Source organism: Bosea sp. ANAM02 (genome assembly GCF_011764485.1).
GTDB lineage: Bacteria > Pseudomonadota > Alphaproteobacteria > Rhizobiales > Beijerinckiaceae > Allobosea.
In genome coordinates, this window is sequence record NZ_AP022848.1 from 1,475,858 (window position 1) to 1,500,529 (window position 24,672).

Genomic DNA, 24,672 nt, shown 5'->3' on the forward strand with positions numbered 1-24,672 from the left:
GCTGCTGCCGTTCCGACGAGAGAGACGTCAGACCGTCAGGCGCTCCGCATGCCAGGCGACGTGCTGGGCCATGAAGGTCGAGATGAAGGTGTAGGAGTGGTCGTAGCCGTCGCGCCTCGTGAGCTGGAGCGGGATGCCGGCGGCGGCGCAGGCGATCTCCAGGAGCTGCGGGCGCAGGCCCTCCTCGAGAAAGCCGTCGGCCGTGCCCTGGTCGACCAGGAGGTCGCGGACGCGGTGGCCGTCGGCGATCAGCAGGGTCGAGTCATAGGCGCGCCATCTGGTCTCGTCCGGCCCCAGATATTTCTCGAAGGCAGGGCGCGACCAGCCGGCCGTCGAGGGCTGGGTGATCGGCGCGAAGGCGGATACGGAGCGGTAGCGCTCCGGGTTCTTGAGGGCGAGCGTAATGGCGCCATGGCCGCCCATGGAATGGCCGAAGATGCCCTGCCGGTTCATGTCGACCGGAAAATGCCGGCTGACCAGCTCCGGCAGTTCGTCGCGGATATAGGTCTCCATGCGGTAGTTCTTGGCATAAGGCTCCTGCGTGGCGTCGAGGTAGAAGCCGGCGCCGGAGCCGAACTGCCAGTTCTCCGGTTCGTCCGGCACGCCTTCGCCGCGCGGGCTCGTATCCGGGCAGATGATGGCGATGCCGTTGGCGGCGGCTGCGGCGCGGTACTCGCCCTTATCCATGACGTTCTGGTGCGTGCAGGTCAGGCCCGAGAGATACCAGAGCAGCGGAACCGGTCCGTCCTCGATCTGATGCGGCAGGTAGATCGCGAAGGTCATCGGGCAGGCGCAGGCCGTGCTGTCATGCCGGTAGACGCGCTGCGAGCCGCCAAAGGCCTTCGAGGCGGAGAGGAGTTCCATGGGGCAATTCCTTCAAAGTCTCGGCGCAACGTTTGTCATTCCGGGGCGGCTGGTGGCCGAACCCGGAATCCACGACCAGGCGAGCCTTTCCCGGCCGGCTTCTTCAAGCGTCGTACCCAGTCGTGGGTTCCGGGTTCAGCGCGTTGCGCTGCCCCGGAATGATAAAGGTGGTGCTTCAGTGCCTGCCGAATGAGGCGGTGGGACGACCGCTCAGTAGACCACCACGCTGCGGATCGACTTGCCCTCATGCATCAGGTCGAAGCCGGTATTGATCTCGTCGAGACTGAGCTTGTGCGTGATCAGGTCGTCGATGTTGATCTTGCCCTCCATATACCAGTCGACGATTTTCGGCACGTCAGTGCGCCCGCGCGCGCCGCCGAAAGCGGTGCCCTTCCAGACGCGGCCGGTGACGAGCTGGAACGGACGCGTCGCGATCTCCTTGCCGGCCTCGGCGACGCCGATAATGATCGACTCGCCCCAGCCGCGATGGCAGCATTCCAGCGCCTGGCGCATGACGTTCGTGTTGCCGGTCGCGTCGAAGGAGAAATCGGCACCCCCGCCGGTCAGGTCGACGATCGCCTGCACGACCTTGTCGTTGCCAATCTCGCTCGGGTTGATGAAGTCGGTCATGCCGAACTTCCTCGCCATCTCCTGTTTCGCCGGGTTGATGTCGACGCCGATGATCTTGTCGGCACCGACCATGCGGGCGCCCTGGATGACGTTGAGCCCGATGCCACCCAGTCCGAAGACCACGACATTGGCGCCCGGCCAGACCTTGGCCGTGTAGATCACCGCGCCGATGCCGGTGGTCACGCCGCAGCCGATATAGCAGATCTTGTCGAAGGGGGCGTCCTCGCGGACCTTGGCGAGCGCGATTTCGGGCAGCACCGTGAAGTTCGCGAAGGTCGAGCAGCCCATGTAGTGGAAGATCGTTCCGTCTCCTTGGCCGCCGTCGCAGGAGAAGCGCGAGGTGCCGTCCGGCATGACGCCCTGGCCCTGCGTCGCACGGATCGAGGTGCAGAGATTGGTGCGGCGCGACAGGCAGGACTTACAGCTGCGGCATTCCGGCGTGTAGAGCGGGATGACATGGTCGCCGGGCTTCAGCGTGGTCACGCCGGCGCCGACCTCGCGCACGATGCCCGCACCTTCATGGCCGAGGATCGCCGGGAACTTGCCCTCCGAATCCAGCCCCGAGAGCGTGTAAGCGTCGGTATGGCAGATGCCGGTCGCCATGACCTCGACCAGAACCTCGCCGGCCTTGGGGCCGCCGATCTCGATCGTCTCGATGGTGAGGGGCTTGCCGGCTTCCCAGGCGACGGCGGCGCGGGTCTTCATCGGGTGTTTCCTTCCTTGCGGATGTTCATTTCAGATAGGGGCGGATGACCCGCATGATCGCGGCGATCTCGTCATTGTCCTCGGCTTCTGCCTGCGCCGCCTCGGCCGGGCGGGCCATGGTCTCGCGCAGATGGCTCTCCAGCACCTCGGCCATCAGCCCGGTCGCCGCGCCGCGGAGCGCCGCGAGCTGCTGGAGCAGGGCACCGCATTCCTCGCCGCGTTCGACGGCGGCGATCAGGGCATCGGTCTGGCCCCTGATCCGGCGCAGCCGCGTGACGGCGCGCTTCTTCTCTTCGGGCGTGTGAGGCATCGGCACCGAGGCTCCGGTTACCGCGACGCTATGGTACTGAGGGGGAGTATGTCAACGCATAAGGCGAGCCGAAACGAAAAGAGCGGCAGCGTCGCCGCTGCCGCTCTTCATCGATATGTTGCTCGATGGTTTAGAAGCTGTACCCGAGCTTTACCTTGACGAGGTGCTGGCTGAAATTGGTCAGGTCGAGATTGCCCGGCTCGCCCTTGGCCTTGCCGGAGACCTGGACGTTATAGGCGGCGGACAAAGCGAGCTGCTTCGTCGCCTGCCAGAACATGCCGGGGCCGACGAAGGTGGCGTAGCCCGCCTCGTTGCCGAAGCCGAGTTCGTTATGGGCGCGCATATGGCGGACCTCGCCGCTGAGATAGAGCCCATCCGAAACCTGCCAGGCGAGCGAGCCGCTGAGCATGAAGGTGGAGGAGCGCTGGTAGGGCGAGGGGCCGGTCCAGGTCAGGTCATGCGAGATATTGAGTCCGGCATAGAGCGTGTTCGGGATCAGCGTCTTGTCGGCGAAGAGGCGGATGCCGGTATTGTAGGTCGTGAAGCGGCCGGCGCCGTCCGGATCGGTGCGGTTCAGGCTGGGATCGATGACCAGCGTGAGGCCGAGCCCGTGCCTATCGCGGCCGAGCACCTTGTACTTCATCTCGACGCCGGCGCCGAAGGCGCGCGAATCGGCGCTGACGCCGCCCACCGAGCCGCTGGTGATGTTGCCCAGCGTGTAGGGACCGACCTCGAAGCAAGGGAAGAGGCCGTAGGAGCCCTGCAGGGCCAGGCCATGACTGTTCGCGCTGCCGGTGCGGGTGCCGAAGCCGCTGCCATAGGTCAGGCTCGGCCCGAAGGAGCCGGGATCGGCGACATCCGTGCCCGTGGTGAAGCCGAAGGCGTCTGTCGGGATGCCCTCGCTCTCCGTGCAGGCGGAGACGACGGGTGGCGGGGCGACGGGTACTCCCTTGCGGGACGAGAGGTCGGCGGCGATGGCGGGGGCCGAGAGGGCCACGGCGATCAGGGCAAGGGCGATGGCTTTCGAAGACATGGATGAGCTCCGGGGAGATCTCGGATTGATACGCTAATGCAAATCAATTGCAATAGACATTTCATCCTCGACCAAACCATGTCGGGAGCCTGATGCCGCCGCGATAAAAGAGCCATAGTGGTTCCCGTAATCCGCCGCGATGTTGTTGCGCAGCAACAGTCAGGGCTTGGGCAGAATCGAGAGCCGTTCCAGCGCGCGCGGCGCGATTCGAGCGAGCGCATCGACCGGCTTCCAGGCGGCGGCATGGACCTCCTCGACCTGCGCGACGAGCGGCAGGGCCGGATCGGCGAGGAAGAGGTATTGCAGGTCGTGATGGATATGGGCCGGCTCGCCGCGGGAGGACTTGCCGGGCACGTCATGGCTGTCGATCGTGAAGGGCAGATCGCCGCCCTGATGCCAGGGGTGGAGGAGAAGGCCCTGCACGCCGGTTTCCTCGATCGCCTCGCGGGCGGCCGAGAGGTGGAAATGCTCTGCTTGCTCCCAATGGCCGCCGGGCTGGAGCCAGCGGCCGATCACGACATGGTCGATCAATAGCACCTGCGCATGATCGGGCGAGAGCACGAAGGCGCTGGTGGTGAGATGGCCGGGATAGGTGTCGCGCCGGTCGAGGGCGTGGCCCTGCGCCATCTGCCAGCGCAGCAGGGCAAGATGTTCGTGAGGGCCGGCGACCTTGGCGCGGTAGCGCTCGACGGCGCGGGTGAGAGCGTTGCGGAAATCCATGGAGTCAGCGCGGTTCGAGCGGCAGTCGGTAGGATTCGAAACTGCCGTTCTTCGGGCCGTCATAGCCGATGAGGACGGCGAGGCCCTTCGCATCCTGTGCCAGGATGGTGAGGGATTCCGCCTTGTCGCCGCCACGCCCCGGCAGATCGCCGAACGTCATGGCGGCATCGGGCCTGGCGGGATCGACCAGCATCAGCGAATAGGCCAGGCTCTGTTCCTGCGCGGGTCCGATCAGGGCGAGCAGGCGACCGTCTGGCAGGGGCGCGAGGTCGCGGATGCCGCGGTTGCTGCCTGCCGGCAGCTCGAAGACCCGTGGCGCCTCCTTTGCGGGGGCGTGGCCCGGCGCGAACAGGGCGTTCAGCGAGGCGCCGACGAGGAAGCCGCGATTGCCGAGCGAGGGCGCGCGCAGGCCCGCCCAAAGCGTGTCGCCGGTGACCGCGATGCCTTCGATGTTCAGGCCGTTGCCATACCTCAGGCTTCGGCCGAAAAAGGCGGCGGCCGGGCCGGCGGCACGCAGCATGTCGCTCAGGCGATAGGTCAACTCGACCTTGCCGGTGGCGGTGCCTTCGGCATCGACCCTGATCCGGGCGAGATGGAAGGCGGAGAGGCGGAACTCGCCCTTCCTGCGCGAGCAGCCATGCGAGCCCGCGACATAGAAGGCGCCATCGGCATAGGCGACGGCTTCGCCGTCGAGCTCGGCGAAGCGGCCGGGCATCTTGCAGATGCCTTGCGGCGGCTGGCCGAGCGTGTCGGGTGCGGCCTCGGTTCCGATGATGGGCAGGGTTGCGTCCGGGGTGATGCGGTTCTCGGCGATGCGGGCGAACTGGGCGAAGGAGCCCTCGTCATTGATCAGCAGGCAGCGCTGCGTGCCGTTAGCGGCCGGCATGCACGCGAGGCCGCTGACATCGCGCGCCGGCTTGCCCGCCTTCCTGGCGGAAAAGTCTCCAAGTGTTCTGAAGCGCTGTTCCGGCGTCAACGTCGTAGCCTGCGCGAACGAGGCGCCGAGAAGGCTTGCGGCGAGAAGGGAAACGAACAGGCGGCGGCGCATCGGGCGAATCCGAAGGAAGGGGCGCGGATTGAGCGCGCGCGGCCGGCGGATGTCAAAGCGCCGTGCCGTCAAACGAAAGGGCGCCGCGTTGCCGCGGCGCCCCTCGCGTTCGTTCATCCGCGCTGAGGTCAGCTCAGCTTGGCGTAGGCCGGGACGGTGAGGAAGTCCTCGAAGTTGGGCGCCAGCGAGAGCGTCTCGAACAGCGCGATCGCCTCGGGGAAACGGCCCTTGGCATAGTTCTCCGCGCCGAGCTCGCCCTTCACGCGCTCCATCTCTTCCGGCAGGCAGCGCTTGAACAGCGCGGCATCGGCCTTGATCCCGCCTTCGAGAGCTACGCCGTACTGGCAGAACTGCCAGATCTGGGCGCGGCTGATCTCGGCGGTCGCGGCATCCTCCATCATGTTGTAGATCGGCACCGCGCCGCGGCCGCGCAGCCAAGCCTCGATATACTGGACGCCGACGCGGATGTTCTCGCGGAAGCCTTCCTCGGTGCGCGTGCCCTGGTGGACCTCCAGCAGGTCCCTGGCGCCGATCGAGACGTCGTCGCGCTTTTTGTCGAGCTGGTTGGCCTGCGGCATCAGCCGGTCGAAGACCTCCATCGCGACCGGGACGAGGTCGGGATGGGCGACCCAGGTGCCGTCATGGCCGTCGCCGGCCTCGCGTTCCTTATCGGCCTTGACCTTGGCGAAGGCGGCGGCATTGGCCTCCGGGTTGTTCTTGACCGGGATCTGCGCCGCCATGCCGCCCATCGCGAAGGCGCCGCGCCTGTGGCAGGTCTTGATCAGCAGCAGCGAATAGGCGCGCAGGAAGGCCTTCGACATCACGACCTGCGATCGATCGGGCAGGACATAGGCCTTGTTGCGGGCGAGCTTTTTGATGAAGGAGAAGATGTAGTCCCAGCGGCCGCAGTTCAGGCCGGCCATGTGCTCGCGCAGCTCGTAGAGAATCTCGTCCATCTCGAAGGCGGCGGGCAGGGTCTCGATCAGGACGGTGGCCTTGATCGTGCCGTTCTTCAGGCCGAGCGCCGACTGGGCGGCGACGAAGACGTCGTTCCAGAGCCGGGCCTCGAGATGGCTCTCCAGCTTCGGCAGATAGAAATACGGGCCGGAGCCGGCGGCCAGCGCGGCCTTGGCGTTGTGGAAGACATAAAGGCCGAAATCGACCAGCGAGCCCGAGGCTTCCTCGCCGTCGATCTCGATATGGCGCTCCGGCAGATGCCAGCCGCGCGGGCGGATGATCAGGACGGCCGGCTTGGCCTTGAGCTTGTAGTCCTTGCCGTTCGTCGGATCGGTGAAATCGATCTTGCCTGCCCAGCGGTCGCGGAGATTGATCTGGCCCTCGATCATGTTGGCCCAGACCGGCGAGGAGGCGTCCTCGAAATCGGCCATGAAGACCTTGGCGCCGGAATTCAGCGCATTGACGATCATCTTGCGGTCGACCGGGCCGGTGATCTCGACGCGGCGGTCGAGCAAATCGGCCGGGATCGGCGCGACGGTCCAGTCGCCTTCGCGGATATGCTTGGTCTCGGCCAGGAAGTCCGGGGTCTCGCCGGCGTCGAAGCGCTTCTGGCGCTCGGCGCGCAGTGCGAGCAGGCGCTTGCGGGTCTCGTTGAAGCGTCGGTGCAGGTCGGCGACGAAGGCGAGCGCCTCGGCGGTGAGGATCTGCTCGAAGCCGGGTTGCAGCGCGCCCTTGACCACGACGCCGGCCGGCAGGGTGAGAGTGGGGGTGTCCAACATGAATGGTCCTCCGATCAGGTTGAAGCCATCATTCCGCGAAAGTGCGTCCTGCAAAATCTGGAAAAAGTGACGATCACTTGTTCCAAGGAGGAAATAAATTCGTTTTCGGGAAGAGCGGGATTTGATCTCCTATAAGTTGCATATGGTCGGTGATGAACGCATACTGACGTAACGATAGGGCCTTTTGATTCAAAATGTGCCGATAGGCTCGACTTCAGCAAATCGGCTTCAGCAATTCGTAAGTTCCGGCCGCCAACGCTTCCAGGGCCGAATGCGGCAATCCGGCCCTGGACGAGTGACATGATGAAGATCGGCTCCTTGCTTGCGATGATCAGGCGCTTCCGCCGGGATGAAGGCGGCAACTTCCTGATGCTGTTCGGGCTCACCCTCATTCCCCTGATGGGCGTCGTGGGTGTCGCAATCGACTATTCCCGTGCCAGCAATGCGCGGCAGGCACTCAATTCGGCGATCGACTCCGCGGCGCTCATGGCGGCACGCGATGCACAGAAGCTGTCGGACGGACAGCTCAGGGCCCGTATCGAGGCTTGGATCCGCGACAATCTGCCCGACGACGTGAAAAGCGAATATACCGGCGCCACAATCACAATCGATCGCACGGCGCGGACCATCAAGATCGCGGCCAATGCCACCGTGCCGACGACGATCTCCAACGTGATCGGGGTGAGCCAGCTTCCCGTGGGCACGAACAGCCAGTCGACTTGGGGCACCAACAAGATCGAACTCGCGCTGGTGCTCGACAATACCGGATCGATGTCCTCCTCCGGGAAGATGACGGCCTTGAAGCAGGCCTCCAAGGACCTCATCCAGATCATGAAGGACGCCTCGATCGATCCCGAGCAGATCAAGATCTCGATCGTGCCGTTCAACACGCAGGTCAGGATCGATCGCGGCCTCAAGAACGAGGAATGGATCCGCTACGGCATGACGCGCAAGGTCAACTGCGACTGGTGGGGCAATTGCACAACGGAAACGCTGACCAAGAACGTCTGGGCTCAAAGCCATGGCTGCATCGCCGACCGCGACCAAAACTACGATGTCACCGATGCCGGCTCCTACGGGTCGAGCAACCAGCAATATCCAGCGACCTGGTGCAGCCAAAGCTCGCTTGCCGAGGTTTTGCCGTTGACCGCCGACTGGACGGCGCTCAACGAGCGCGTCGACACGATGACGCCTGTCGGCAACACCAACGTGACCATCGGCGCGGTCTGGGGCTGGGCGACGCTGTCTACTGCAGCGCCCTTCACGCAGGCGAAGCCTTCGACCGAGCCGATGCTGAAGAAATACATGATCCTGCTGACAGACGGCGATAATACCGAGAATCGCTTCACCACGAACGGCAACCAGATCGATGCCCGCACGACGCTCGCCTGCACCAATGTGAAAGCGGCCGGTATCAGCCTCTACACGATCCGAGTCATCAACGGCGACGCGACTCTGCTGAAGAACTGCGCCAGCAGCCCGAGCATGTATTACGACGTGCAGAACGCCTCGCAGCTCAGCCCGATCTTCAAGGCCATCGCCAGCGAGATCAGCGCGGTGCGCCTGACCCAGTAAGCCCGACACCGCCGAGGGCGTTGAAGCGCGCCAGGAAGCGCCCCTGCGCCGCCTCGGTGTCGAGCGGATCGAGCCAGCTCAGGACTTCGGTCGGCAGCGCCTGCGGCCGGCCGAAGAATTTCAGGGCCTCCTCGCGGCCGAAGCCGGCCAGCCGCGTCGCCTCGAAGAAGGCGGCGATGGTATCGGCCTCCTTGATCTTCTTCTTCAAGGCAGCCGGCGTCGCGGCGGGCAGGCCGAAGCGCAGATGGACCGCCGCCAGCAGGCGCAGTTCCACGCTCTTATAGGCGTCGCCCATCACCACCTTGAACGGCGAGATCATGTCGCCGATGACGTATTCCGGCGCGTCGTGCAGCAGCGTCATCAGGCGCCAGCCGTCACCCCAGTCCGGGTTGAGATGGGAGGCGATCGCCTCGACCAGCAGGGAGTGTTGCGCGACCGAGAAGGAATGGGCGCCATGCGTCTGCCCGTTCCAGCGGGCGACGCGGGCGAGGCCATGGGCGATGTCCTCGATCTCGATGTCGAGCGGCGAGGGATCGAGCAGGTCGAGCCTGCGGCCCGAGAGCATGCGTTGCCAGGCGCGTGGCGGTTCCGGTTTGCGGGCCACGGTCAGCCCCCCGCAGCCGGCAGGACTGCCACGCGAGCCCTCATCCTGAGGAGCGCCGTCAGGCGCGTCTCGAAGGATGCTCCAGATGGTTCCGGAGCCTCCTGAAGCATCCTTCGAGACGCGGACTTGCGTCCGCTTCTCAGGATGAGGGCCGAGAGGGGACGATCCGTCATCATGCCGCGCGGCTGTCGCGCGCCAGAGCCGCGCATTCGCTCCAGCGGAAGCAGCCGGTCAGGTGGTCGTTGACCAGCCCGCAGGCCTCCATGAAGGCGTAGACGATCGTCGGGCCGCAGAAGGTGAAGCCGGCCTTCTTCAGCTCCTTCGAGATCGTCTCGGAGAGCTTGGTCTGGGTCGGCACCTCGCCCTGCGCGCGATAGCTGTTCTGGAGCACACGGCCGTCGAGATGCTTCCAGAGGAAATCGGCGAAGGGCTCGCGCTCGCTGATCCTGAGATAGGCCTGCGCGCTCCTGATCGTGCCCTCGATCTTGCCGCGATGGCGGATGATGCCGGGGTCGGCGAGCAGACGCTGGACATCGGCCTCGGTGAAGCGGGCGACCGTCTCCGGCTCGAACCCGGCGAAGCCGGCGCGGAACGCGTCGCGCTTCCGCAGAATCGTGATCCAGGAAAGCCCGGCCTGGAAGCCGTCGAGAATCAGCTTTTCCCAGAGCGCGCGGGAATCGTATTCCGGCACGCCCCATTCGGTGTCGTGATAGGCGAGGTAGAGCGGCTCGGTGCCCGGCCAGCGGCAGCGGAACCTGCCGTCCGCGCCCTGGATCGCGACGCGTTCCTCGCTGACGGTGACGGCATCGCTCATGGGGCAGCTCCTGCGGCGGCTCCGAAGCCAACCTCGCCTGGGAAGGGGAAGCGGATGAAGCCGGGCTTCTCCGCGAGATGGAATGCGAGCCCGCCGCCAAGCGGCGCCGTGCCCGCGGCGAGCGCATCGTCCAGCCGGTCGAGCCGGAGCATCGCGAGCGCCCGGCCGTTCGCGCCAGAGCCGACCATGCCGAGCGGCTTGCCGCCGGCTGTCGCCTCGGCGCCGGTCTCGGCCGCGATGCCCTGATCGAAGACGATCGGGACGACGCGGGTGCGGGCGGTGCCGCGATGCTGCATGCGGGAGACGACCTCCTGCCCGATATAGCAGCCCTTCCTGAAGGAGACGCCGCCGAGCTGGTCGAGCAGCGCCTCATGCGGGAAGGTGTCGCCATAGGAGAAGTCGCGGCCGCCTGCGGGCACGCCGAGCGCGATGCGACGGGCGTGATAGGCCTCCGGTTCGGCGGTGACGAGCGCCTCGACGCCTTCGGCATCGGTGATGGCGCGCTGGCCGAGCGCCGGCAGGCGCGGGTCGTCATAGACGAGGGCGGCGTCGGCGGGCAGCGGGGCGCCATCCGCGGAGGCGATGACCGCGCTCCGCTCGGTGAGGTCTTCGAGCGCCACCTTGGCGCGCAGCTTGTAGAGCTTCAGGCGTTTCATCAGGTCGGCGGTCTGGAGCAGGGGTGCGTCGAGCAGGAAGCCGCCGCCATCCTCCGGCGCCAGCGCGAGGATGAAGAAATCGCAGATCATCTTGCCTTGCGGCGTCAGCAGCGCGCCGTAGCCGGCCTGTCCGGGCACGACCGGATCGAGATCGTTGGTCACGAGGTTCTGCAGGAAGTCGCGCGCGTCGTCGCCGCTGACGCGGATGACACCGCGATCGATCAATCTTGTGACGGACATAGGCAGCCGTTCCAGTGCTGTATCGGGCCGAGGCTCGTCAGCCGAATGGGGATGAGGGCGCCACCCGAAACCTGTTTAGGCTTCCGGGACGGCGCGTTGGTCGATAGGTAGGCTGCATCCCGTCTTTGCTCAACCTCCCGGAGACACGCCATGCCCCAGACCTACGACGTCATCCTCAAGGGCGGCACGGTGGTGAACCAGGATGGCCGCGTTGCGCGCGATGTCGGTGTCACCGGCGGCAAGATCATGGCGCTGGGCGATCTCTCGCAGGCTTCGGCCGGCGAGGTCGTGGACTGCACCGGCCTGCATATCCTGCCGGGCGTGATCGACTCGCAGGTGCATTTCCGCGAGCCGGGGCTCGACCACAAGGAAGACCTGGAGAGCGGCTCGCGCTCGGCGGCGCTTGGCGGCGTGACCTGCGTCTTCGAGATGCCGAACACGATCCCGCAGACGACGACGCCGGAGGCTCTGGCCGACAAGATCAAGCGCGGCCGGCACCGCATGCATTGCGATTTCGCCTTCTGGGTCGGCGGCACCCATGAGAACGCCAGCGACGTTCCGGAGCTGGAGCGGCTTCCCGGTGCCGCCGGCATCAAGGTATTCATGGGCTCGTCGACCGGCGACCTGCTGGTCGAGGACGACAGGGGCGTCGCCGAGATTCTGAAGCGCACGCGCCGGCGCGCCGCCTTCCATTCGGAAGACGAGATGATGCTGCGCGAGCGCATGCCGCTGCGGGTCGAGGGCGATCCGTCGAGCCATCCGGTCTGGCGCTCGCCCGAGGTGGCGCTGACCTGCACGAAGCGGCTGGTGCGGATCGCGCGCGAGACCGGCGCGCGCGTCCATATCCTGCACATCTCTACGGGCGAGGAGATGGTTTTCCTGAAGGACCATAAGGATGTCGCGACCGTCGAGGTGCTGCCGAACCATCTGACGCTGGTCGCGCCCGACTGCTACGAGCGGCTCGGCACCTACGCCCAGATGAACCCGCCGATCCGCGACGACAGCCATCGCCAGCGCATCTGGTGGGGTGTCGAGCAGGGCATCGTCGACGTGCTCGGCTCCGACCATGCGCCGCATACCCATGAGGAGAAGCATCACGCCTATCCGGCGAGCCATTCCGGCATGCCGGGCGTGCAGACGCTGGTGCCGATCATGCTCGACCATGTGAATGCCGGCAGGCTTTCGCTGGAGCGCTTCGTCGATCTCAGCAGCGCCGGCCCGCAGCGCATCTTCGGGCTGGAGGGCAAGGGCCGGATCGCGGTCGGCTACGATGCCGACTTCACGATCGTCGACCTCAAGCGCCGCGAGACGATCACCAAGGAGTGGAGCGCATCGAAATGCGGCTGGACGCCCTATGACGGCGTCACCGTCACCGGCTGGCCGGTCGGCACCTTCGTGCGCGGCCTCAAGGTGATGTGGGAGGGCGAACTGACGACCCCGTCGCAGGGCGAGCCGGCGCGCTTCCTGGAGGCGCTGTCGCGCAGTGCCTGAAACGGATCGGCGCCGCCCGCGTTCGGCTTGAGATGAGCGCGCGGGCGGCTCCGCAAAAAAATCGAAAAAAGATTCCCGGCGTTGTCGATTCCGGCCGCGCCCGTTCGACGTGCAGTCAGAGAACGGGTTTCGGCGGTCAGCGCCGGAGCCGCCCGGTTCTCCCAAACCCAAGGAGAAGACCGATGCGCGTGATGGTTCTGGTCAAGGCCAGCAAGGATAGCGAAGCCGGCGTGATGCCGGATCCTGACGTTTTCGCGAAGATGGGTGTCTATAACGAGGAGCTGATCAAGGCCGGCATCCTGCTCGCTGCGGAAGGCCTGCATCCAACGTCGAAGGGCATCCGCATGCGCTTCTCGGGCAGCGAGCGGGCTATCACGGACGGCCCCTTCGCCGAGACCAAGGAGCTGCTCGCCGGCTTCTGGCTCTGGCAGGTGAAGTCCTTCGACGAAGCGGTCGAGTGGCTGAAGCGCGCGCCTTTCGACGGCAACACCGAGATCGAGCTGCGGCCCGTCTTCGAGATGGAGGATTTCGGCGAGATGGTGACGCCGGAACGGCGCGAGCGGAAGGAAAACCTGCGCGCCGAATTCGAGAAGCGCCCCGGCTGAGCCGGCCCGATACCTCAAATCCCGTTCAACGGACGGTGCAGAGGATGCGCCCGTCCCTCTCAATCTCTCAAAGGAGAAGACCGATGCGTTTCATGGTGATGGTCAAGGCGACCCAGGACAGCGAAGCCGGCGCGCCGCCGACCCAGGAGCTGCTCGAGGCGATGATGGCCTATAACGAGGAGCTGGTGAAAGCCGGGATCATGAAGGGCGGTGACGGCCTGCAGCCCAGCTCGAAGGGCGCGCGCGTCCAGTTCGACGGGGCCAAGCGCTCGGTCGTCGACGGGCCCTTCGCCGAGACCAAGGAACTGGTCGCCGGCTACTGGCTGTGGGAATGCGCTTCGCTCGATGAGGCGATCGCCTGGGTCAAGCGCTGCCCCAACCCGATGCCCGGCCCGTCCGAGATCGAGATCCGGCCGCTGTTCGAGCTGGCGGATTTCGGCGAGATCGTCACGCCGGAGACCGCGGCGCAGTGGGACCGGCTCAAGGCCGAGTCCGAAGGCCAGGGCTGAGCGGTCGTCGCCTCACCCGCGCCCCTTGCCAGCCGATGGGCTGATGGTGTGTATCGCTTCCCATGTCGGGCAGCGATGCACACCGCACCATCGAGACGGTTTGGCGCATGGAGGCGCCCCGGCTGATCGCCGGGCTCGCGCGGCTGACCCGCGATGTCGGCCGGGCCGAGGAGCTGGCGCAGGACGCGCTGGTCGCGGCGCTGAAGCAGTGGCCCGCGGAGGGCGTTCCGCGCAATCCGGCCGCCTGGCTGATGCAGGTCGCCAAGCACCGCGCGCTCGACACCGCCCGTCACGAAATCATGGCCCGGCGCAAGCAGGACGAGATCGGGCGCGATATCGACAATGAAGGGCCGGCGATGCCGGATATCGACGAGGCGCTCGACGACGAGGTCGGCGATGACCTGCTGCGCCTGATCTTCACGGCCTGCCATCCGGTCCTGCCGAAGGAGGCGCGGATCGCGCTGACGCTGCGCCTGCTCGGCGGCCTGACGACCGACGAGATCGCGCGCGCCTTCCTCGTGCCGGAGCCGACCATGGCGCAGCGCATCGTGCGCGCGAAGAAGACGCTGAGCGAGGCCAAGGTGCCCTATGAGGTACCGGCCGGTGCCGAGCTCGGCGCGCGTCTCGCCTCGGTGCTGGAGGTCGTCTACCTGATCTTCAACGAAGGCTATTCCGCCACGGCCGGCGAGGACTGGGTCAGGCCGTCGCTTTGCGAGGAGGCGCTGCGGCTCGGGCGCATCCTGGCGGCGCGGGCACCGCAGGAGCCGGAGGTCCATGGCCTCGTCGCGCTGATGGAATTGCAGGCCTCGCGGCTTCGGGCGCGCGTCGGCGCCGATGGCGAGCCGATCCTGCTGCTCGACCAGAACCGGGCCCGCTGGGATCGCCTGCTGATCGGGCGCGGGCTTGCGGCATTGGAGCACGCGCAAAGGCTCGCCGGTGTGGCGCCCGGTCCCTATCTGCTGCAGGCGGCCCTGGCGGCCTGTCATGCGCGCGCCCGGACCGCCGAGGAGACCGACTGGAAGCGGATCGTCGCGCTCTACACACTGCTCGGGCACCTGACGCCGTCTCCGGTCGTGGCGCTCAACCGCGCGGTGGCCGTCAGCATGGCGGACGGGCCGGAAGCCGGGCTCGCCCTTGTCGAGGCGCTGGCCGGCGAGCCGGCGCTCAAGCGCTACCACCTGCTGCCGGGCGTGCGCGGCGACCTGCTCGCCAAGCTCGGCCGCCATCGGGAGGCGGCAGAGGCATTCGAAGCTGCGGTTGCGTTGACACAGAACGTCAAGGAAAGGCGGTTGATGGAGGACAGGGCCGCCGCGGAACGCTCTGCCTGCGCCTGACCTGACGTCCGCCAGCCCGTTCGCCTTGGGGTCCCGGTGCCGCGAACCTGTCGCATTCCGTTGCAACTCTGTTCATGCCGGCGTCTATAAGGGACGTCGCATCCCGACTTGCCTGGAATGAGAGCCTACATGAGCGATACCGTGAGTCCCCTGGCCGGCAAGCGGCTCGAGCCCGGCCAACTCGTCGATGTGGCGGCCCTCACCAAAGCCTATTACGAGCAGCCCGACCCCTCGCAGCGTTCGCAGCAGGTCGCCTTCGGCACCTCCGGCCATCGCGGCTCGGCGCTGCTGCGCTCGTTCAACGAGGCGCATATCCTCGCGATCGCGCAGGCGCTCTGCCTCTATCGCCGCGAGCAGGGGATCGACGGGCCGCTCTTCCTGGGCATCGACACGCATGCGCTCTCGCGGAATGCCTTCGAGACGGTGCTGGAGGTCTTCGCGGCCAACGGCGTCGCCACGATCATCGACGAGAAGCTCGGCTTCACGCCGACCCCGGTGATCTCGCATGCCATCATCGCGCATAATCGCGGCCGGACGGCTGGGCTCGCCGATGGCGTCGTCATTTCGCCCTCTCATAACCCGCCGGCCGATGGTGGCCTGAAATACAATCCCCCGCATGGCGGGCCGGCCGATACCGACGCGACCGGCTGGATCGAGAAGCGCGCCAACGCCTTCCTCGCCGACAAGCTCGCCGGGGTCTTGCGCATGCCCTACGACAAGGCGCTGAAGAGCGAGCATGTCCATCGGCACGACTACATCACCGGCTATGTCTCGGATCTCGCCAGCGTCGTCGACATGGAGGCGATCCGCCAGGCGGGCGTCGTGATCGGGATCGACCCGCTCGGCGGGGCCGGGCTCGACTATTACCAGCCGATCATCGACCGTTATGGCCTGAGCGCGACGATCGTCAGCAAGGAGGTCGATCCGGCCTTCGGCTTCATGACCGCGGACTGGGACGGCAAGATCCGGATGGATTGCTCTTCGCCCTATGCCATGGCGAGCCTGATCGGCATGCGCGACCGTTTCGACGTCGCCTTCGCCAACGATACCGACGCCGACCGGCACGGCATCGTGACGCGCAGCAGCGGGCTGATGAACCCTAACCATTATCTCGCGGCGGCAAGCGCCTATCTCTTCGCCAACCGGCCGGGCTGGCGCGCGGATGCGGCGATCGGCAAGACGGCGGTGTCGAGCGCGATCATCGATCGCGTCGCGGCGAAGCTCGGGCGGAAGCTCGTCGAGGTGCCGGTCGGCTTCAAATGGTTCGTCGACGGGCTGATCTCGGGCGGCTTCGGCTTCGCCGGCGAGGAAAGCGCCGGAGCCTCCTTCCTGCGCATGGACGGCACGGCCTGGACCACCGACAAGGACGGCATCATCCTCGGCCTGCTTGCCGCCGAGATCACCGCTAAGACCGGCAGCGACCCTGGCGTGCTCTATGGAAAGCTCACGGCCGAGCTGGGCGAGCCGCGTTATGCGCGCGTCGACGCACCGGCAAGTGCCAGCCAGAAGGCCGTGCTCAAGAACCTGTCGGCCGAGCAGATCGCGACGAAGGAACTTGCCGGCCAGCCGATCACGGCGATCCTGAGCAAGGCACCTGGGAATGGCGCGCCGATCGGCGGCGTCAAGGTCACGGCAGCCGATGGCTGGTTCGCGGCGCGCCCGTCGGGCACTGAGGAGGTCTACAAGATCTACGCGGAGAGCTTCCGGGACGATGCCCATCTCGCCGCGATCCAGGAGGACGCGCGCAAGATCGTCGGGCTGGCCTTCGCGGCGGCCGGAGCGTCCTGAATGTCAACGAGGCCGGTGCGGAACAGACATACCGCCGGCCTGTCCGCCGGCGCCTTGCCGAACGAGCAGAAGCGACGCCTGGAGCAATTCCGCAGTTCCCCCGAACTGCGAAATTGCTCCAGGCGTTTGTTTCAATGCATTGTCTTCGCGCGAACCGGGGTCCACTTCGCTCGAAAATGCTCTAGCCGTCGATGGCCGGAGCGCGTTCGACAAGTTCAAGAAAGATAGCGGCGCAGGCCAGCCAGACGATCATCGACCAGATCAGCATCGTCCCTCCCGAAATCTTATTTTTCGGCAGCATAACTGAGCTTTTTCGTGCGGCAAGCGCAGGGATATTTCCTTGTGATGCCAATATGTTGAGGGGCGGGGGCGGGAGCCCGGCAGCCCCTGGGCCGAGGTGCCGAACTGATTCGCCCTGCGTCGTGACGGGCCGTCGGCTTGCGAGACGAGCCCGTTGTCCCGACGCGTTGCCCCCCGCGGGAAGGAGGCCGGCCGGCAATCCCCGTCGCGGCCGGCCCATGCCGCGTCAGCCCTCGATGGCGCAGCCCAGGCGGGTCAGCGTGGCGTCGATCCAGCTCCGATCGTCCTTGCCCTGCTCGATCGCCTGCATCTTCTTCTCTTCCATCGCATGCTTCTTGTGGGCGGCGGCATGGATCGCCTCGGCATGATCGAAGGGCACGCAGAGAATGCCGTCATCGTCGCCGATGACGAGATCGCCGGGCTCGATCACCATGCCCTCGATCGCGATCGGGACGTTGATCTCGCCGGGACCATCCTTGTAGGGGCCGCGATGGCTGATGCCGGCGGCATAGATCGGCAGGTCGTTCTCGCGGATCCAGGCGGAGTCGCGCACGGCACCGTGGAGCACGATGCCGGCGAGGCCGCGCGTGCGGGCATGGGCGATCATCAATTCGCCGATCAGGGCATTGGTGAGCTCGCCGCCGCCATCGACGACGACGACGTCGCCGGGCGCAGCGAGGTCGAGCGCCTTGTGGATCATGAGGTTGTCGCCCGGGCGCGTCTTCACGGTGAGCGCCGGGCCGGCCATGACGCCGCCGCGATGCATCGGCCGCAACGACGCGCCGCCGGCGGTCATGCGCGACATCGAATCGCTGACATTGGCGACTGGGACCGTACGGAAACGCTCGACGAGGTCTGGGGCGACCTGGCGGCGGCGCTTGAGGATGCGAAATCCGATCATGGGACGTCCTTGGTTATCGCGGCAAACCGGGCGGCGCAGCGGCTGGAGGAGTGACTGGTCTGCGAAGGGGCTGAAGCGGGCCGGCGCGCTCAGGTCGCGCCGGCTTCCTCCTCCTTGTCGACACGGGCCTTGCCGCGGCGGATGGCAGGCAGGGCCATGCTGACGAGCAGCAGCAGCGAGAGGATGAGGAAGGTCAGGCTGATCGGGCTCCTGACGAAGATCGAGAGATCGCCTTCCGAGAGGAGCAAGGCCCGGCGGATGTTTTCTTCCATCATCGGGCCGAGCACGTAGCCCAGCACCAGCGGGGCCGGCGGGCATTTCAGCTTGGCCAGCACATAGCCGAGCACGCCGATCGCCGCGCAGAGATAGACGTCGATCGCGCTGTTGTTCAGGCTGTAATTGCCGAGCGCGCAGAACATCACGATCGCCGGGAACAGCCAGCGATAGGGGATGCTGAGAAGACGCACCCAGAGACCGACCAGCGGCAGGTTCAATGCGACGAGCAGGGCATTGCCGACGAACATGCTGGCGATGACGCCCCAGAACAGTTCGGGATTGCGCGTCATCACGGAGGGGCCGGGCTGGACGCCGTTCATGATCAGCGCGCCGAGGATCAGCGCCATGGTGGCGCTGCCGGGGATGCCGAGCGTGAGCGTCGGGATGAAGGCGGTCTGCGCGGCCGCATTGTTGGCGGCTTCCGGCGCGGCGACGCCCTCGATCGCGCCCTGGCCGAAGCGGGACGGGTCCTTCGCCAGCTTCTTCTCCAGCATGTAGGAGGAGAAGGAGGAGATCGAGGGGCCGGTGCCGGGCAGGATGCCGAAGAACGCGCCGATGGCGGTGCCGCGCACGGTCGGCAGGAACGAGGCCTTGAGATCGCTCAAGCTCGGCATCAGGCCGCCGACGTTTTTCGTGAAGACCTCGCGCGCTTCCTTCTGCTCCAGGTTGAGCACGACCTCGGAGATCGCGAACATACCGACCGCGAGCACGGTGAAGCCGATGCCGTCGGCCAGTTCCGGCAGGCCGAAAGTGTAGCGCTCGACGCCGGAGTTCACATCCGTGCCGACGAGGCCGATCAGCAGGCCGACCACGACCATGGCGAGCGCCTTGACCATGTCGCCATGGCTCAGCACCGAGGCGGCGATGAGACCGAGCACCATCAGGGCGAAATAATCCTCGGCACCGAAGCGCAGCGCCCAGGAGGCGAGCGGCACGCCGAGCGCGACGATCAGGAGCGTGCCGATGCAGCCGGCGACGAAGGAAGACAGGGCGGCGATGGCCAGCGCGGCACCGGCCCGGCCCTTGCGCGCCATCTGGTAGCCGTCGAGGCAGGTCACGGCCGACGAGGTCTCGCCGGGCAGGTTGACCAGGATCGCCGTGGTCGAGCCGCCATATTGCGCGCCGTAATAGATCCCGGCGAGCATGATGACGGCGGAAACCGGCGGCAGGCCGAAGGTGATCGGCAGCAGCATCGAGATCGTCACCAGCGGGCCGACGCCCGGCAGCACGCCGATCAGGGTGCCGAGCAGCACGCCGAGGAAGCAATAGGCCAGATTCTGCAGCGACAGGGCGACGCCGAAGCCGAGCACGAAGTGATCGATGATCTCCATGGCTCAGAGGTTCCAGGCGAAGAGGGGGTAGGGCAGCTTCAGCCCCCACACGAAGACGGCGGCGGCGAAAAGCGACATCACCGCGGTCAGGACGAGCACCTCCAGCGCCTTGAACTCATGGCCGGCACGGGCCGCGACGAAGAACAGGGCGAAGAGCGCCGGCACGAGGCCGACACGCTCGAGCAGGAAGCCGAAGACCAGGAGCGAGGCGCTGAGCAGCAGGAGCGGCAGCCAGGCCCAGCCGCCTTCGACCGGCATGCAGGTGCGTAACCCCTTGAGGAAGGTGACGATGCCGAAGCCGATCAGGACGAGGCTGAGGATGCGCGGGAAATAGCCCGGGCCCATGTCGATCGTGGTGCCGAACTTGTAGCCGAGCGCGATCGCGAAGCCGAGTGCGCCGAGCCCCATGAACAGCAGACCGGCAAGCGCGTCCTGGTTCTTGAAGATGCTGGTTTTCATGGCCGATATCCGACGTGATGCCGGGCGGCGCGACGTGGCACCGCCGGGACACAGGCTTTCAGGATGGGCATCCGCTGTGCCGGAAGTCCGCCGCCTTCAGGCGCGGTCTCCCGGCCAGCGTCATCGGCTCAGTCGGCGACCTTCACGTCGGCCGCCTTGATGACCGCGGTCCATTTCGGCACGTCGGACTTGATCAGCGCAGCGAACTCCTCGCTGCTGCCGCCGAGCGCCTCGGCGCCGGCCGAGCGCAGCTTGGCCTTGGTGTCGGACTGCTGCAGTACCTTGTTGAGCTCGGTGTTGATGCGCGCGACGATCGGCGCGGGCACGCCCGCCGGCGCCGCCAGGCCCCACCAGGTCACGGCCTCGGAATTCTTCAGCCCCTTTTCCTCGAAGGTCGGCACATCCGGCAGATCGGCATCGCGCTTCTTCGCGAACACCGCGATCGGGCGCAGCGTGCCTTCCCTGATCTGCACCATCGCGGAGGGCACCGACGAGATGTAGATCTCGACGCGCCCGCCGAGCAGGTCCGGCAGGGCCTGGGCGGCGCCCTTGTAGGGAACGTGGCGGAACTTGACCCCGGCGATCTGCTGAATGAGCTCGCCGGCCAGATGCGAGCTGGTCCCGACGCCCGGCGAGGCGAAGGTGAGCTTGCCGTCCTTGGCCTTGGCGGCGGCGAGCAGATCCTCGACCGTCTTCAGCGGCGAGTCCTTGGCGACGACCAGAACCTGCGGTGCGGAGGCGACGAGGCCGATCGGCGCGAAATCCTTGATCGGGTCGTAATTGGCCTTGCCGAGGATCGGGTTGATGACGAGGTTGGCGTTCTGCGCGAGCACCACGGTATAGCCGTCCGGCGCCGCCTTGCCGGCAAGGCTCAGGCCGACGCTGCCGCCGCTGCCCGGCTTGTTGTCGGCCACCAGCGTCCAGCCCGTGCTCTCGCCGAGCTTCTGGGCGATGACGCGCGCCACGACATCCGTGCCGCCGCCCGGCGGAAACGGAATGACGAGGCGGATCGGCTTCTCCGGATATTGCTGTGCCGACGCGGCCGTCGCGAGCGCCGACAGAGCCAGTGCGGCGAACGCCTTGTAGACGATCTTCATGGTCTTTCCTCCCGTTTGCTTATGGTCGTCCGGTATCTGGTCCGGATCTTAGGCTGCGAGTTCGGTCAACCTCGCGAGGCTGGCCGCATCCGGCTCCTCGCCGTCGAGCACGGCGATGACGTGCCGGGCGGCGATCTCGGCCATGGTCTTGGCCGATCCCGCGGTCACGCCGGCGATATGCGGGGTGGCGATCAGGTTTGGCAGCGCCCAGAGCGGGCTGTCCGGAGCCGGCGGCTCGACCGCGAAGCTGTCAAGGCCCGCGCCGGCGATGCGGCCTTCGAGTAGCGCGGCGGCCAGGGCCGCCTCGTCGATCAGGGCGCCGCGCGCCGTGTTCACGACGAGAGCATTGGGCTTCATCAGGCCGAAGCGGCGCGCGTCCAGCAGATCGCGCGTGGCGTTGGTCAATGGGCAATGCAGGCTGACGATGTCGGCTTCCGCGACGAGGCTGTCGAGATCGCGTTCGCAATCCCCACCGAACTGCGCGATCGCCACGCGGGCATGGGGGTCGTGCAGCAGGACGGTCATGCCGAGCCCCTGCGCCATCCGCGCGACGTGCTGGCCGATCGAACCGAAGCCGACGAGGCCGATCACGGTGCCGGCGATGTCGCGCCCGATGAAGCTCGGCTTCGGCCAGGTGCCGGCCTTCACGGCGGCGTCGAGGCGCGGGATGTCCTTCAGCAGAGTGAGGGCGAGCGCGATGGTATGCTCGGCGACGGCGCGCGAGTTCGAGCCCATGGCGCGGATGACCGGGATATCGCGCGCGGCGGCTGCCTGCAGGTCGATGTTGTCGACGCCGACGCCGTGCTTGGCGATGACCTTGAGGCGGGGCGAGGCGGCGATGATCGCCTCGTCGACACGGCCCTGGCGGACGATCAGCGCATCGACCTGGAGATCGGCGGCACGCGCGGCCACCTGCTCGCTCGGCGCATAGGCGGGCGAGAAGAAGACGTCGACGTCATGCGCGTTGAGAAGCTCGATGGCGTTGTCGGCCAAGCGGTCATGCGTGACGAGCACGCGCCTGCCGCGGGTGCGGGCACTGGTATCGGTCATCTCTGCGTTTCCTCATCGCCGCCTCGCATCCCGCTTCGCAGCGGTTGGGCGCCTTTCGGGAACACTATTGACCAGCGGAGCCATGCTCGTATGCTGAAATAATGACATATATCAATGATATTTTATCATGAAACATCCGATCGACGGCATCGAGGCCTTCATCCAGATCGCGGAGCTCGGCAGCTTCAACAAGGCGGCCGAGAAGCTGCATGTCACGCAGACCGGCCTGACGCGGCGTATCCAGCGGCTCGAAACTCATGTCGGTCTCAAGCTGATCGACCGGACGACCCGCACCGTCGCGCTGACCAGCATCGGCCGCGAGTTTCTGCCGGAAGCCCAGCGCATGGTCGATGCCGTCGACCGCTCGTTCGAGCGGCTGAAGACGATGTCGCGCTTCTCGACCGGCGACATCACGATCGCCTCGGTCCCCTCGCTGATGTATGGGCGCCTGCCGCGCATCCTGCGCAGCTATGCGACGCGGCACCCGAACAACCGCGTCGAGATCCTCGACCGGACCAGCACGCTCGTCATCGAGGCGGTGCGCCGGCGCCAGGCCGAGTTCGGCCTGCATGTTCAGCCGCCGACCCAGCAGGACCTGCACAACGAGATCCTGGTCCGCGATCCCTTCGTCGTCTATTGCCGCAACGACCATCCGCTGGCGGGGCGCGAGACCATCGCCTGGGCGGACCTCGCCGGCCATGACCTGATCACGCTCGGCGGCAGCAGCGGCAACCGGCTGTTGATGGAGGCGCAGCTCTCGCGCTCGGGCATCGAGGTGAAGACCAAGTTCGTGGTCGAGTATTTCTCCAGCGCGATCGGGCTGGCCTCGGAAGGGCTGGGCATCGCTATCCTGGTGGAATCGCTCGTCGAGAACCTGCGGCCCGATCTCGCACAGATCCCGCTGGTCGACCCGATCGTCGACCGGCCGGTCTCGCTGATCCGGCGGCGCGGCGAAACCCTGACCCCGGCCGCGCAGGCGCTCTACAACCTGATCGTGCGCGATCTCGGGCCGCTCTAGCCCCGCAGGGCGAAGCAAGTGCGGCCCAGATGCGGGATCAGGCGGCGTTCTGCCGGTGCCAGTCCTCCAGATAGGCAAGGACGGTCTTGAGATCGGAGACGTCGACATAGCGGCGGCCGAGATCGCGGAGATTGTCGCGATGCGGCTGCTCCTCGATATCGCCGACGCAGTCCTCGGGCACGATGGTGCGGTAGCGATAGCTGAAGCTGTCGATCGAAGTGGCGCGGATGCAGCCCGAGGTGTTGCAGCCGGTGACGATCACCGTGTCGACGCGCTCCTTGTTGAAATAGTCGCTGACGCCGGTGTTGAAGAAGATCGACGGCGCCTTCTTGCAGATCGTCAGGTCGTAGTCGGGATCGTAGATGCGCGGGTCGAAAGCCGAGCTGGGATGGTCGTGGCGAAAGGTGTCCCGCACGGCGGTGATCTTCCAGTACGGCATCTCGCGCTCGCTCATATAGGCCGTGTTGCAATTCGCGACCGGCACGTTGTAGCGGCGCGCGACTTCGAGCAGCTTCGCGGTGTTCTCGACGGCGCGCATGACGAGCGGCGCCCCGCCGAGCGGGTATCGCGCGTCGGTGAAGCCGGTCTGGAAATCGACGACGACGATGCCCGGCTTCATGCCGAAGCCGACCGGAATCTCGCCGTAGCTCCTGTTCTTGTAGTCGTCATCCGCCATGGCTTTTCCCTCCTTACGCGCGTTCGCGTCGCGATCCAGGCACGGTATTCTCTTGAAAAAATCAGGCAAGATTGTTTTTATTTGGCTGAGGCCTTTAGCCGGTATGAGGCCGTGGGGAAGGGGTGTGGGTCGATGGAGGCCGAGACGACGCAGGCCTCGCGCTCCGAGCGCCGGCAGCAGGCGCGCAGCGTCGCGACCTATGAGCGGCTGATCGGTGCGACGCTCGATGTCATCCACGCCGTCGGCTACCACGCGGCGACGACGCAGGAGATCGCCGAGCGTGCGCAGGTATCGCGCGGGGCGCTGCTCTACCATTTCCCGGCCCGGGCGGACATCATCCTGGCGGCGATGGAGCGCCTGCTCGACGACGGCACCGCCGACATCCGCGCCGTCGCCCGGCGCGTACAGAAGGGCGAACTCTCCCTCGAAGGCTTCGTCGACTTCCTATGGGAGCTGTTCTCCGGGCGCTTCTTCTACCTCTCGCTGGAGATGATCACCGAGGCGCGCAACGATGCCGAACTGCGCGATCGGATGATCCCGGTCGTGAAGCGCTTCCACGAGGCGCTCGATGCGACCTGGGTGGAGTTCTGCAATCCGGAGAAGCGCACGCCCCGCGAGGCGCGCATCATCCTGAACCTGACGGTCTGCCTGGTGCGCGGCATGGGCGTGCAGACGGTGCTGCGGCAGGACCCCGGCTATTTCACGGATATGATCGAGGTCTGGAAGGCGCTGCTGCCGCAGATCGTCGCGGGTGGCGCCGGGGACGCGATGTTCTGCGGCCCCCGGTTTCGTGCGCGGGGCGATGCTGCCGCCGGGCAGGAGCGCTGAGAGCCCGTTTGGAAATAGCCCTCATCCTGAGGAGCCGCGACAGCGGCGTCTCGAAGGATGTTCCAGCGGGCTTC

General features: G+C 66.5%; 24 protein-coding genes. 8 read left to right on the top strand and 16 right to left on the bottom strand.

Annotated features, from left to right (window positions below; genetic code table 11):
* Positions 1 to 27: 27 nt before the first annotated feature.
* The 7 genes from fghA to aceB form a co-directional block, all read right to left on the bottom strand.
* Complete coding sequence (gene fghA, locus OCUBac02_RS07120; RefSeq protein ID WP_173044474.1) at positions 28 to 864, bottom strand: S-formylglutathione hydrolase; 837 nt, start codon at positions 862 to 864, stop codon at positions 28 to 30.
* Between the two features lie 210 nt (positions 865 to 1,074).
* Complete coding sequence (locus OCUBac02_RS07125; protein WP_173044476.1) at positions 1,075 to 2,199, bottom strand: S-(hydroxymethyl)glutathione dehydrogenase/class III alcohol dehydrogenase; 1,125 nt, start codon at positions 2,197 to 2,199, stop codon at positions 1,075 to 1,077.
* A 25-nt stretch (positions 2,200 to 2,224) separates the two neighbouring features.
* Positions 2,225 to 2,509 (bottom strand): metal/formaldehyde-sensitive transcriptional repressor, encoded by a 285-nt coding sequence (locus OCUBac02_RS07130; protein ID WP_173044478.1) that lies wholly within the window; start codon positions 2,507 to 2,509, stop codon positions 2,225 to 2,227.
* Between the two features lie 130 nt (positions 2,510 to 2,639).
* Positions 2,640 to 3,542, bottom strand: a complete 903-nt coding sequence (locus tag OCUBac02_RS07135) for a hypothetical protein (protein ID WP_173044480.1) — start codon at positions 3,540 to 3,542, stop codon at positions 2,640 to 2,642.
* A 159-nt stretch (positions 3,543 to 3,701) separates the two neighbouring features.
* On the bottom strand, positions 3,702 to 4,262 hold the full coding sequence (locus tag OCUBac02_RS07140) for an NUDIX hydrolase (RefSeq protein WP_173044482.1): 561 nt from the start codon (positions 4,260 to 4,262) through the stop codon (positions 3,702 to 3,704).
* A gap of 4 nt (positions 4,263 to 4,266) precedes the next feature.
* Positions 4,267 to 5,310: a DUF3616 domain-containing protein gene (locus OCUBac02_RS07145; protein ID WP_173044484.1), complete on the bottom strand. Its 1,044-nt coding sequence runs from the start codon at positions 5,308 to 5,310 to the stop codon at positions 4,267 to 4,269.
* A 128-nt stretch (positions 5,311 to 5,438) separates the two neighbouring features.
* A complete protein-coding gene (gene aceB / locus OCUBac02_RS07150; protein ID WP_173044486.1) occupies positions 5,439 to 7,046 on the bottom strand; it encodes a malate synthase A in 1,608 nt (535 codons plus the stop codon).
* 300 nt (positions 7,047 to 7,346) lie between these two features.
* On the opposite strand from aceB, the gene OCUBac02_RS07155 reads away from it, so the two are divergent.
* Complete coding sequence (locus OCUBac02_RS07155; RefSeq protein WP_173044488.1) at positions 7,347 to 8,621, top strand: TadE/TadG family type IV pilus assembly protein; 1,275 nt, start codon at positions 7,347 to 7,349, stop codon at positions 8,619 to 8,621.
* Here OCUBac02_RS07155 and OCUBac02_RS07160 read toward each other — a convergent pair.
* The 3 genes from OCUBac02_RS07160 to ygfZ all read right to left on the bottom strand — a co-directional run bounded on the left by OCUBac02_RS07160 (position 8,596) and on the right by ygfZ (position 10,935).
* Positions 8,596 to 9,186, bottom strand: a complete 591-nt coding sequence (locus tag OCUBac02_RS07160) for a YfbR-like 5'-deoxynucleotidase (protein ID WP_173049397.1) — start codon at positions 9,184 to 9,186, stop codon at positions 8,596 to 8,598. The two genes, OCUBac02_RS07155 and OCUBac02_RS07160, sit on opposite strands and share 26 nt — an antisense overlap.
* Positions 9,187 to 9,397: 211 nt before the next feature.
* On the bottom strand, positions 9,398 to 10,039 hold the full coding sequence (locus OCUBac02_RS07165; protein WP_173044490.1) for a DNA-3-methyladenine glycosylase I: 642 nt from the start codon (positions 10,037 to 10,039) through the stop codon (positions 9,398 to 9,400).
* A complete protein-coding gene (gene ygfZ / locus OCUBac02_RS07170; RefSeq protein ID WP_173044492.1) occupies positions 10,036 to 10,935 on the bottom strand; it encodes a CAF17-like 4Fe-4S cluster assembly/insertion protein YgfZ in 900 nt (299 codons plus the stop codon). The genes OCUBac02_RS07165 and ygfZ overlap by 4 nt, the downstream gene beginning before the upstream one ends.
* Before the next feature lie 150 nt (positions 10,936 to 11,085).
* On the opposite strand from ygfZ, the gene OCUBac02_RS07175 reads away from it, so the two are divergent.
* The 5 genes from OCUBac02_RS07175 (at position 11,086) to pgm (ending at position 16,662) form a co-directional block, all read left to right on the top strand.
* Positions 11,086 to 12,426: a dihydroorotase gene (locus tag OCUBac02_RS07175; protein WP_173044494.1), complete on the top strand. Its 1,341-nt coding sequence runs from the start codon at positions 11,086 to 11,088 to the stop codon at positions 12,424 to 12,426.
* 182 nt (positions 12,427 to 12,608) lie between these two features.
* Positions 12,609 to 13,031, top strand: a complete 423-nt coding sequence (locus OCUBac02_RS07180) for a YciI family protein (protein WP_047573072.1) — start codon at positions 12,609 to 12,611, stop codon at positions 13,029 to 13,031.
* An 83-nt stretch (positions 13,032 to 13,114) separates the two neighbouring features.
* Positions 13,115 to 13,540, top strand: coding sequence for a YciI family protein (locus OCUBac02_RS07185; RefSeq protein ID WP_047573075.1), 426 nt, complete (start codon positions 13,115 to 13,117; stop codon positions 13,538 to 13,540).
* A gap of 62 nt (positions 13,541 to 13,602) precedes the next feature.
* Positions 13,603 to 14,874: an RNA polymerase sigma factor gene (locus tag OCUBac02_RS07190; RefSeq protein ID WP_173044496.1), complete on the top strand. Its 1,272-nt coding sequence runs from the start codon at positions 13,603 to 13,605 to the stop codon at positions 14,872 to 14,874.
* Between the two features lie 129 nt (positions 14,875 to 15,003).
* Positions 15,004 to 16,662, top strand: coding sequence for a phosphoglucomutase (alpha-D-glucose-1,6-bisphosphate-dependent) (gene pgm / locus OCUBac02_RS07195; protein WP_173044498.1), 1,659 nt, complete (start codon positions 15,004 to 15,006; stop codon positions 16,660 to 16,662).
* 526 nt (positions 16,663 to 17,188) lie between these two features.
* On the opposite strand, the gene OCUBac02_RS07200 is transcribed toward pgm, so the two are convergent.
* From OCUBac02_RS07200 to OCUBac02_RS07220, 5 genes are all read right to left on the bottom strand, one after another.
* Positions 17,189 to 17,863 (bottom strand): RraA family protein, encoded by a 675-nt coding sequence (locus tag OCUBac02_RS07200; RefSeq protein WP_173044500.1) that lies wholly within the window; start codon positions 17,861 to 17,863, stop codon positions 17,189 to 17,191.
* A gap of 89 nt (positions 17,864 to 17,952) precedes the next feature.
* Positions 17,953 to 19,470, bottom strand: coding sequence for a tripartite tricarboxylate transporter permease (locus tag OCUBac02_RS07205; RefSeq protein ID WP_173044502.1), 1,518 nt, complete (start codon positions 19,468 to 19,470; stop codon positions 17,953 to 17,955).
* Between the two features lie 3 nt (positions 19,471 to 19,473).
* Positions 19,474 to 19,929 (bottom strand): tripartite tricarboxylate transporter TctB family protein, encoded by a 456-nt coding sequence (locus OCUBac02_RS07210; RefSeq protein WP_173044504.1) that lies wholly within the window; start codon positions 19,927 to 19,929, stop codon positions 19,474 to 19,476.
* A gap of 128 nt (positions 19,930 to 20,057) precedes the next feature.
* The gene (locus tag OCUBac02_RS07215) at positions 20,058 to 21,026 is read right to left on the bottom strand and encodes a Bug family tripartite tricarboxylate transporter substrate binding protein (RefSeq protein WP_173044506.1); all 969 of its coding nucleotides are present in this window, start codon (positions 21,024 to 21,026) and stop codon (positions 20,058 to 20,060) included.
* A 48-nt stretch (positions 21,027 to 21,074) separates the two neighbouring features.
* A complete protein-coding gene (locus OCUBac02_RS07220; RefSeq protein ID WP_173044508.1) occupies positions 21,075 to 22,076 on the bottom strand; it encodes a hydroxyacid dehydrogenase in 1,002 nt (333 codons plus the stop codon).
* A gap of 127 nt (positions 22,077 to 22,203) precedes the next feature.
* On the opposite strand from OCUBac02_RS07220, the gene OCUBac02_RS07225 reads away from it, so the two are divergent.
* Entirely contained in the window at positions 22,204 to 23,094 is an 891-nt protein-coding gene (locus OCUBac02_RS07225; protein ID WP_173044510.1) for a LysR family transcriptional regulator, read from the top strand.
* A gap of 37 nt (positions 23,095 to 23,131) precedes the next feature.
* Here OCUBac02_RS07225 and OCUBac02_RS07230 read toward each other — a convergent pair whose 3' ends face one another.
* Positions 23,132 to 23,770, bottom strand: coding sequence for an isochorismatase family protein (locus tag OCUBac02_RS07230; RefSeq protein WP_173044512.1), 639 nt, complete (start codon positions 23,768 to 23,770; stop codon positions 23,132 to 23,134).
* 132 nt (positions 23,771 to 23,902) lie between these two features.
* Here OCUBac02_RS07230 and OCUBac02_RS07235 point away from each other — a divergent pair, with 132 nt between their 5' ends.
* A complete protein-coding gene (locus OCUBac02_RS07235) occupies positions 23,903 to 24,598 on the top strand; it encodes a TetR/AcrR family transcriptional regulator (RefSeq protein ID WP_173044514.1) in 696 nt (231 codons plus the stop codon).
* Positions 24,599 to 24,672 lie beyond the last annotated feature (74 nt).

Coding starts and splice junctions, on each gene's coding strand:
- OCUBac02_RS07145 (WP_173044484.1), bottom strand. CDS start 5,310: ATGCGCCGCCGCCTGTTCGTTTCCCTTCTCGCCGCAAGCCTTCTCGGC.
- fghA (WP_173044474.1), bottom strand. CDS start 864: ATGGAACTCCTCTCCGCCTCGAAGGCCTTTGGCGGCTCGCAGCGCGTC.
- OCUBac02_RS07200 (WP_173044500.1), bottom strand. CDS start 17,863: ATGATCGGATTTCGCATCCTCAAGCGCCGCCGCCAGGTCGCCCCAGAC.
- OCUBac02_RS07135 (WP_173044480.1), bottom strand. CDS start 3,542: ATGTCTTCGAAAGCCATCGCCCTTGCCCTGATCGCCGTGGCCCTCTCG.
- OCUBac02_RS07140 (WP_173044482.1), bottom strand. CDS start 4,262: ATGGATTTCCGCAACGCTCTCACCCGCGCCGTCGAGCGCTACCGCGCC.
- OCUBac02_RS07185 (WP_047573075.1), top strand. CDS start 13,115: ATGCGTTTCATGGTGATGGTCAAGGCGACCCAGGACAGCGAAGCCGGC.
- OCUBac02_RS07180 (WP_047573072.1), top strand. CDS start 12,609: ATGCGCGTGATGGTTCTGGTCAAGGCCAGCAAGGATAGCGAAGCCGGC.
- OCUBac02_RS07215 (WP_173044506.1), bottom strand. CDS start 21,026: ATGAAGATCGTCTACAAGGCGTTCGCCGCACTGGCTCTGTCGGCGCTC.
- OCUBac02_RS07190 (WP_173044496.1), top strand. CDS start 13,603: ATGTCGGGCAGCGATGCACACCGCACCATCGAGACGGTTTGGCGCATG.
- OCUBac02_RS07235 (WP_173044514.1), top strand. CDS start 23,903: ATGGAGGCCGAGACGACGCAGGCCTCGCGCTCCGAGCGCCGGCAGCAG.
- OCUBac02_RS07230 (WP_173044512.1), bottom strand. CDS start 23,770: ATGGCGGATGACGACTACAAGAACAGGAGCTACGGCGAGATTCCGGTC.
- aceB (WP_173044486.1), bottom strand. CDS start 7,046: ATGTTGGACACCCCCACTCTCACCCTGCCGGCCGGCGTCGTGGTCAAG.
- OCUBac02_RS07125 (WP_173044476.1), bottom strand. CDS start 2,199: ATGAAGACCCGCGCCGCCGTCGCCTGGGAAGCCGGCAAGCCCCTCACC.
- OCUBac02_RS07210 (WP_173044504.1), bottom strand. CDS start 19,929: ATGAAAACCAGCATCTTCAAGAACCAGGACGCGCTTGCCGGTCTGCTG.
- OCUBac02_RS07225 (WP_173044510.1), top strand. CDS start 22,204: ATGAAACATCCGATCGACGGCATCGAGGCCTTCATCCAGATCGCGGAG.
- OCUBac02_RS07220 (WP_173044508.1), bottom strand. CDS start 22,076: ATGACCGATACCAGTGCCCGCACCCGCGGCAGGCGCGTGCTCGTCACG.
- pgm (WP_173044498.1), top strand. CDS start 15,004: ATGAGCGATACCGTGAGTCCCCTGGCCGGCAAGCGGCTCGAGCCCGGC.
- OCUBac02_RS07160 (WP_173049397.1), bottom strand. CDS start 9,186: ATGCTCTCGGGCCGCAGGCTCGACCTGCTCGATCCCTCGCCGCTCGAC.
- ygfZ (WP_173044492.1), bottom strand. CDS start 10,935: ATGTCCGTCACAAGATTGATCGATCGCGGTGTCATCCGCGTCAGCGGC.
- OCUBac02_RS07155 (WP_173044488.1), top strand. CDS start 7,347: ATGATGAAGATCGGCTCCTTGCTTGCGATGATCAGGCGCTTCCGCCGG.
- OCUBac02_RS07130 (WP_173044478.1), bottom strand. CDS start 2,509: ATGCCTCACACGCCCGAAGAGAAGAAGCGCGCCGTCACGCGGCTGCGC.
- OCUBac02_RS07205 (WP_173044502.1), bottom strand. CDS start 19,470: ATGGAGATCATCGATCACTTCGTGCTCGGCTTCGGCGTCGCCCTGTCG.
- OCUBac02_RS07165 (WP_173044490.1), bottom strand. CDS start 10,039: ATGAGCGATGCCGTCACCGTCAGCGAGGAACGCGTCGCGATCCAGGGC.
- OCUBac02_RS07175 (WP_173044494.1), top strand. CDS start 11,086: ATGCCCCAGACCTACGACGTCATCCTCAAGGGCGGCACGGTGGTGAAC.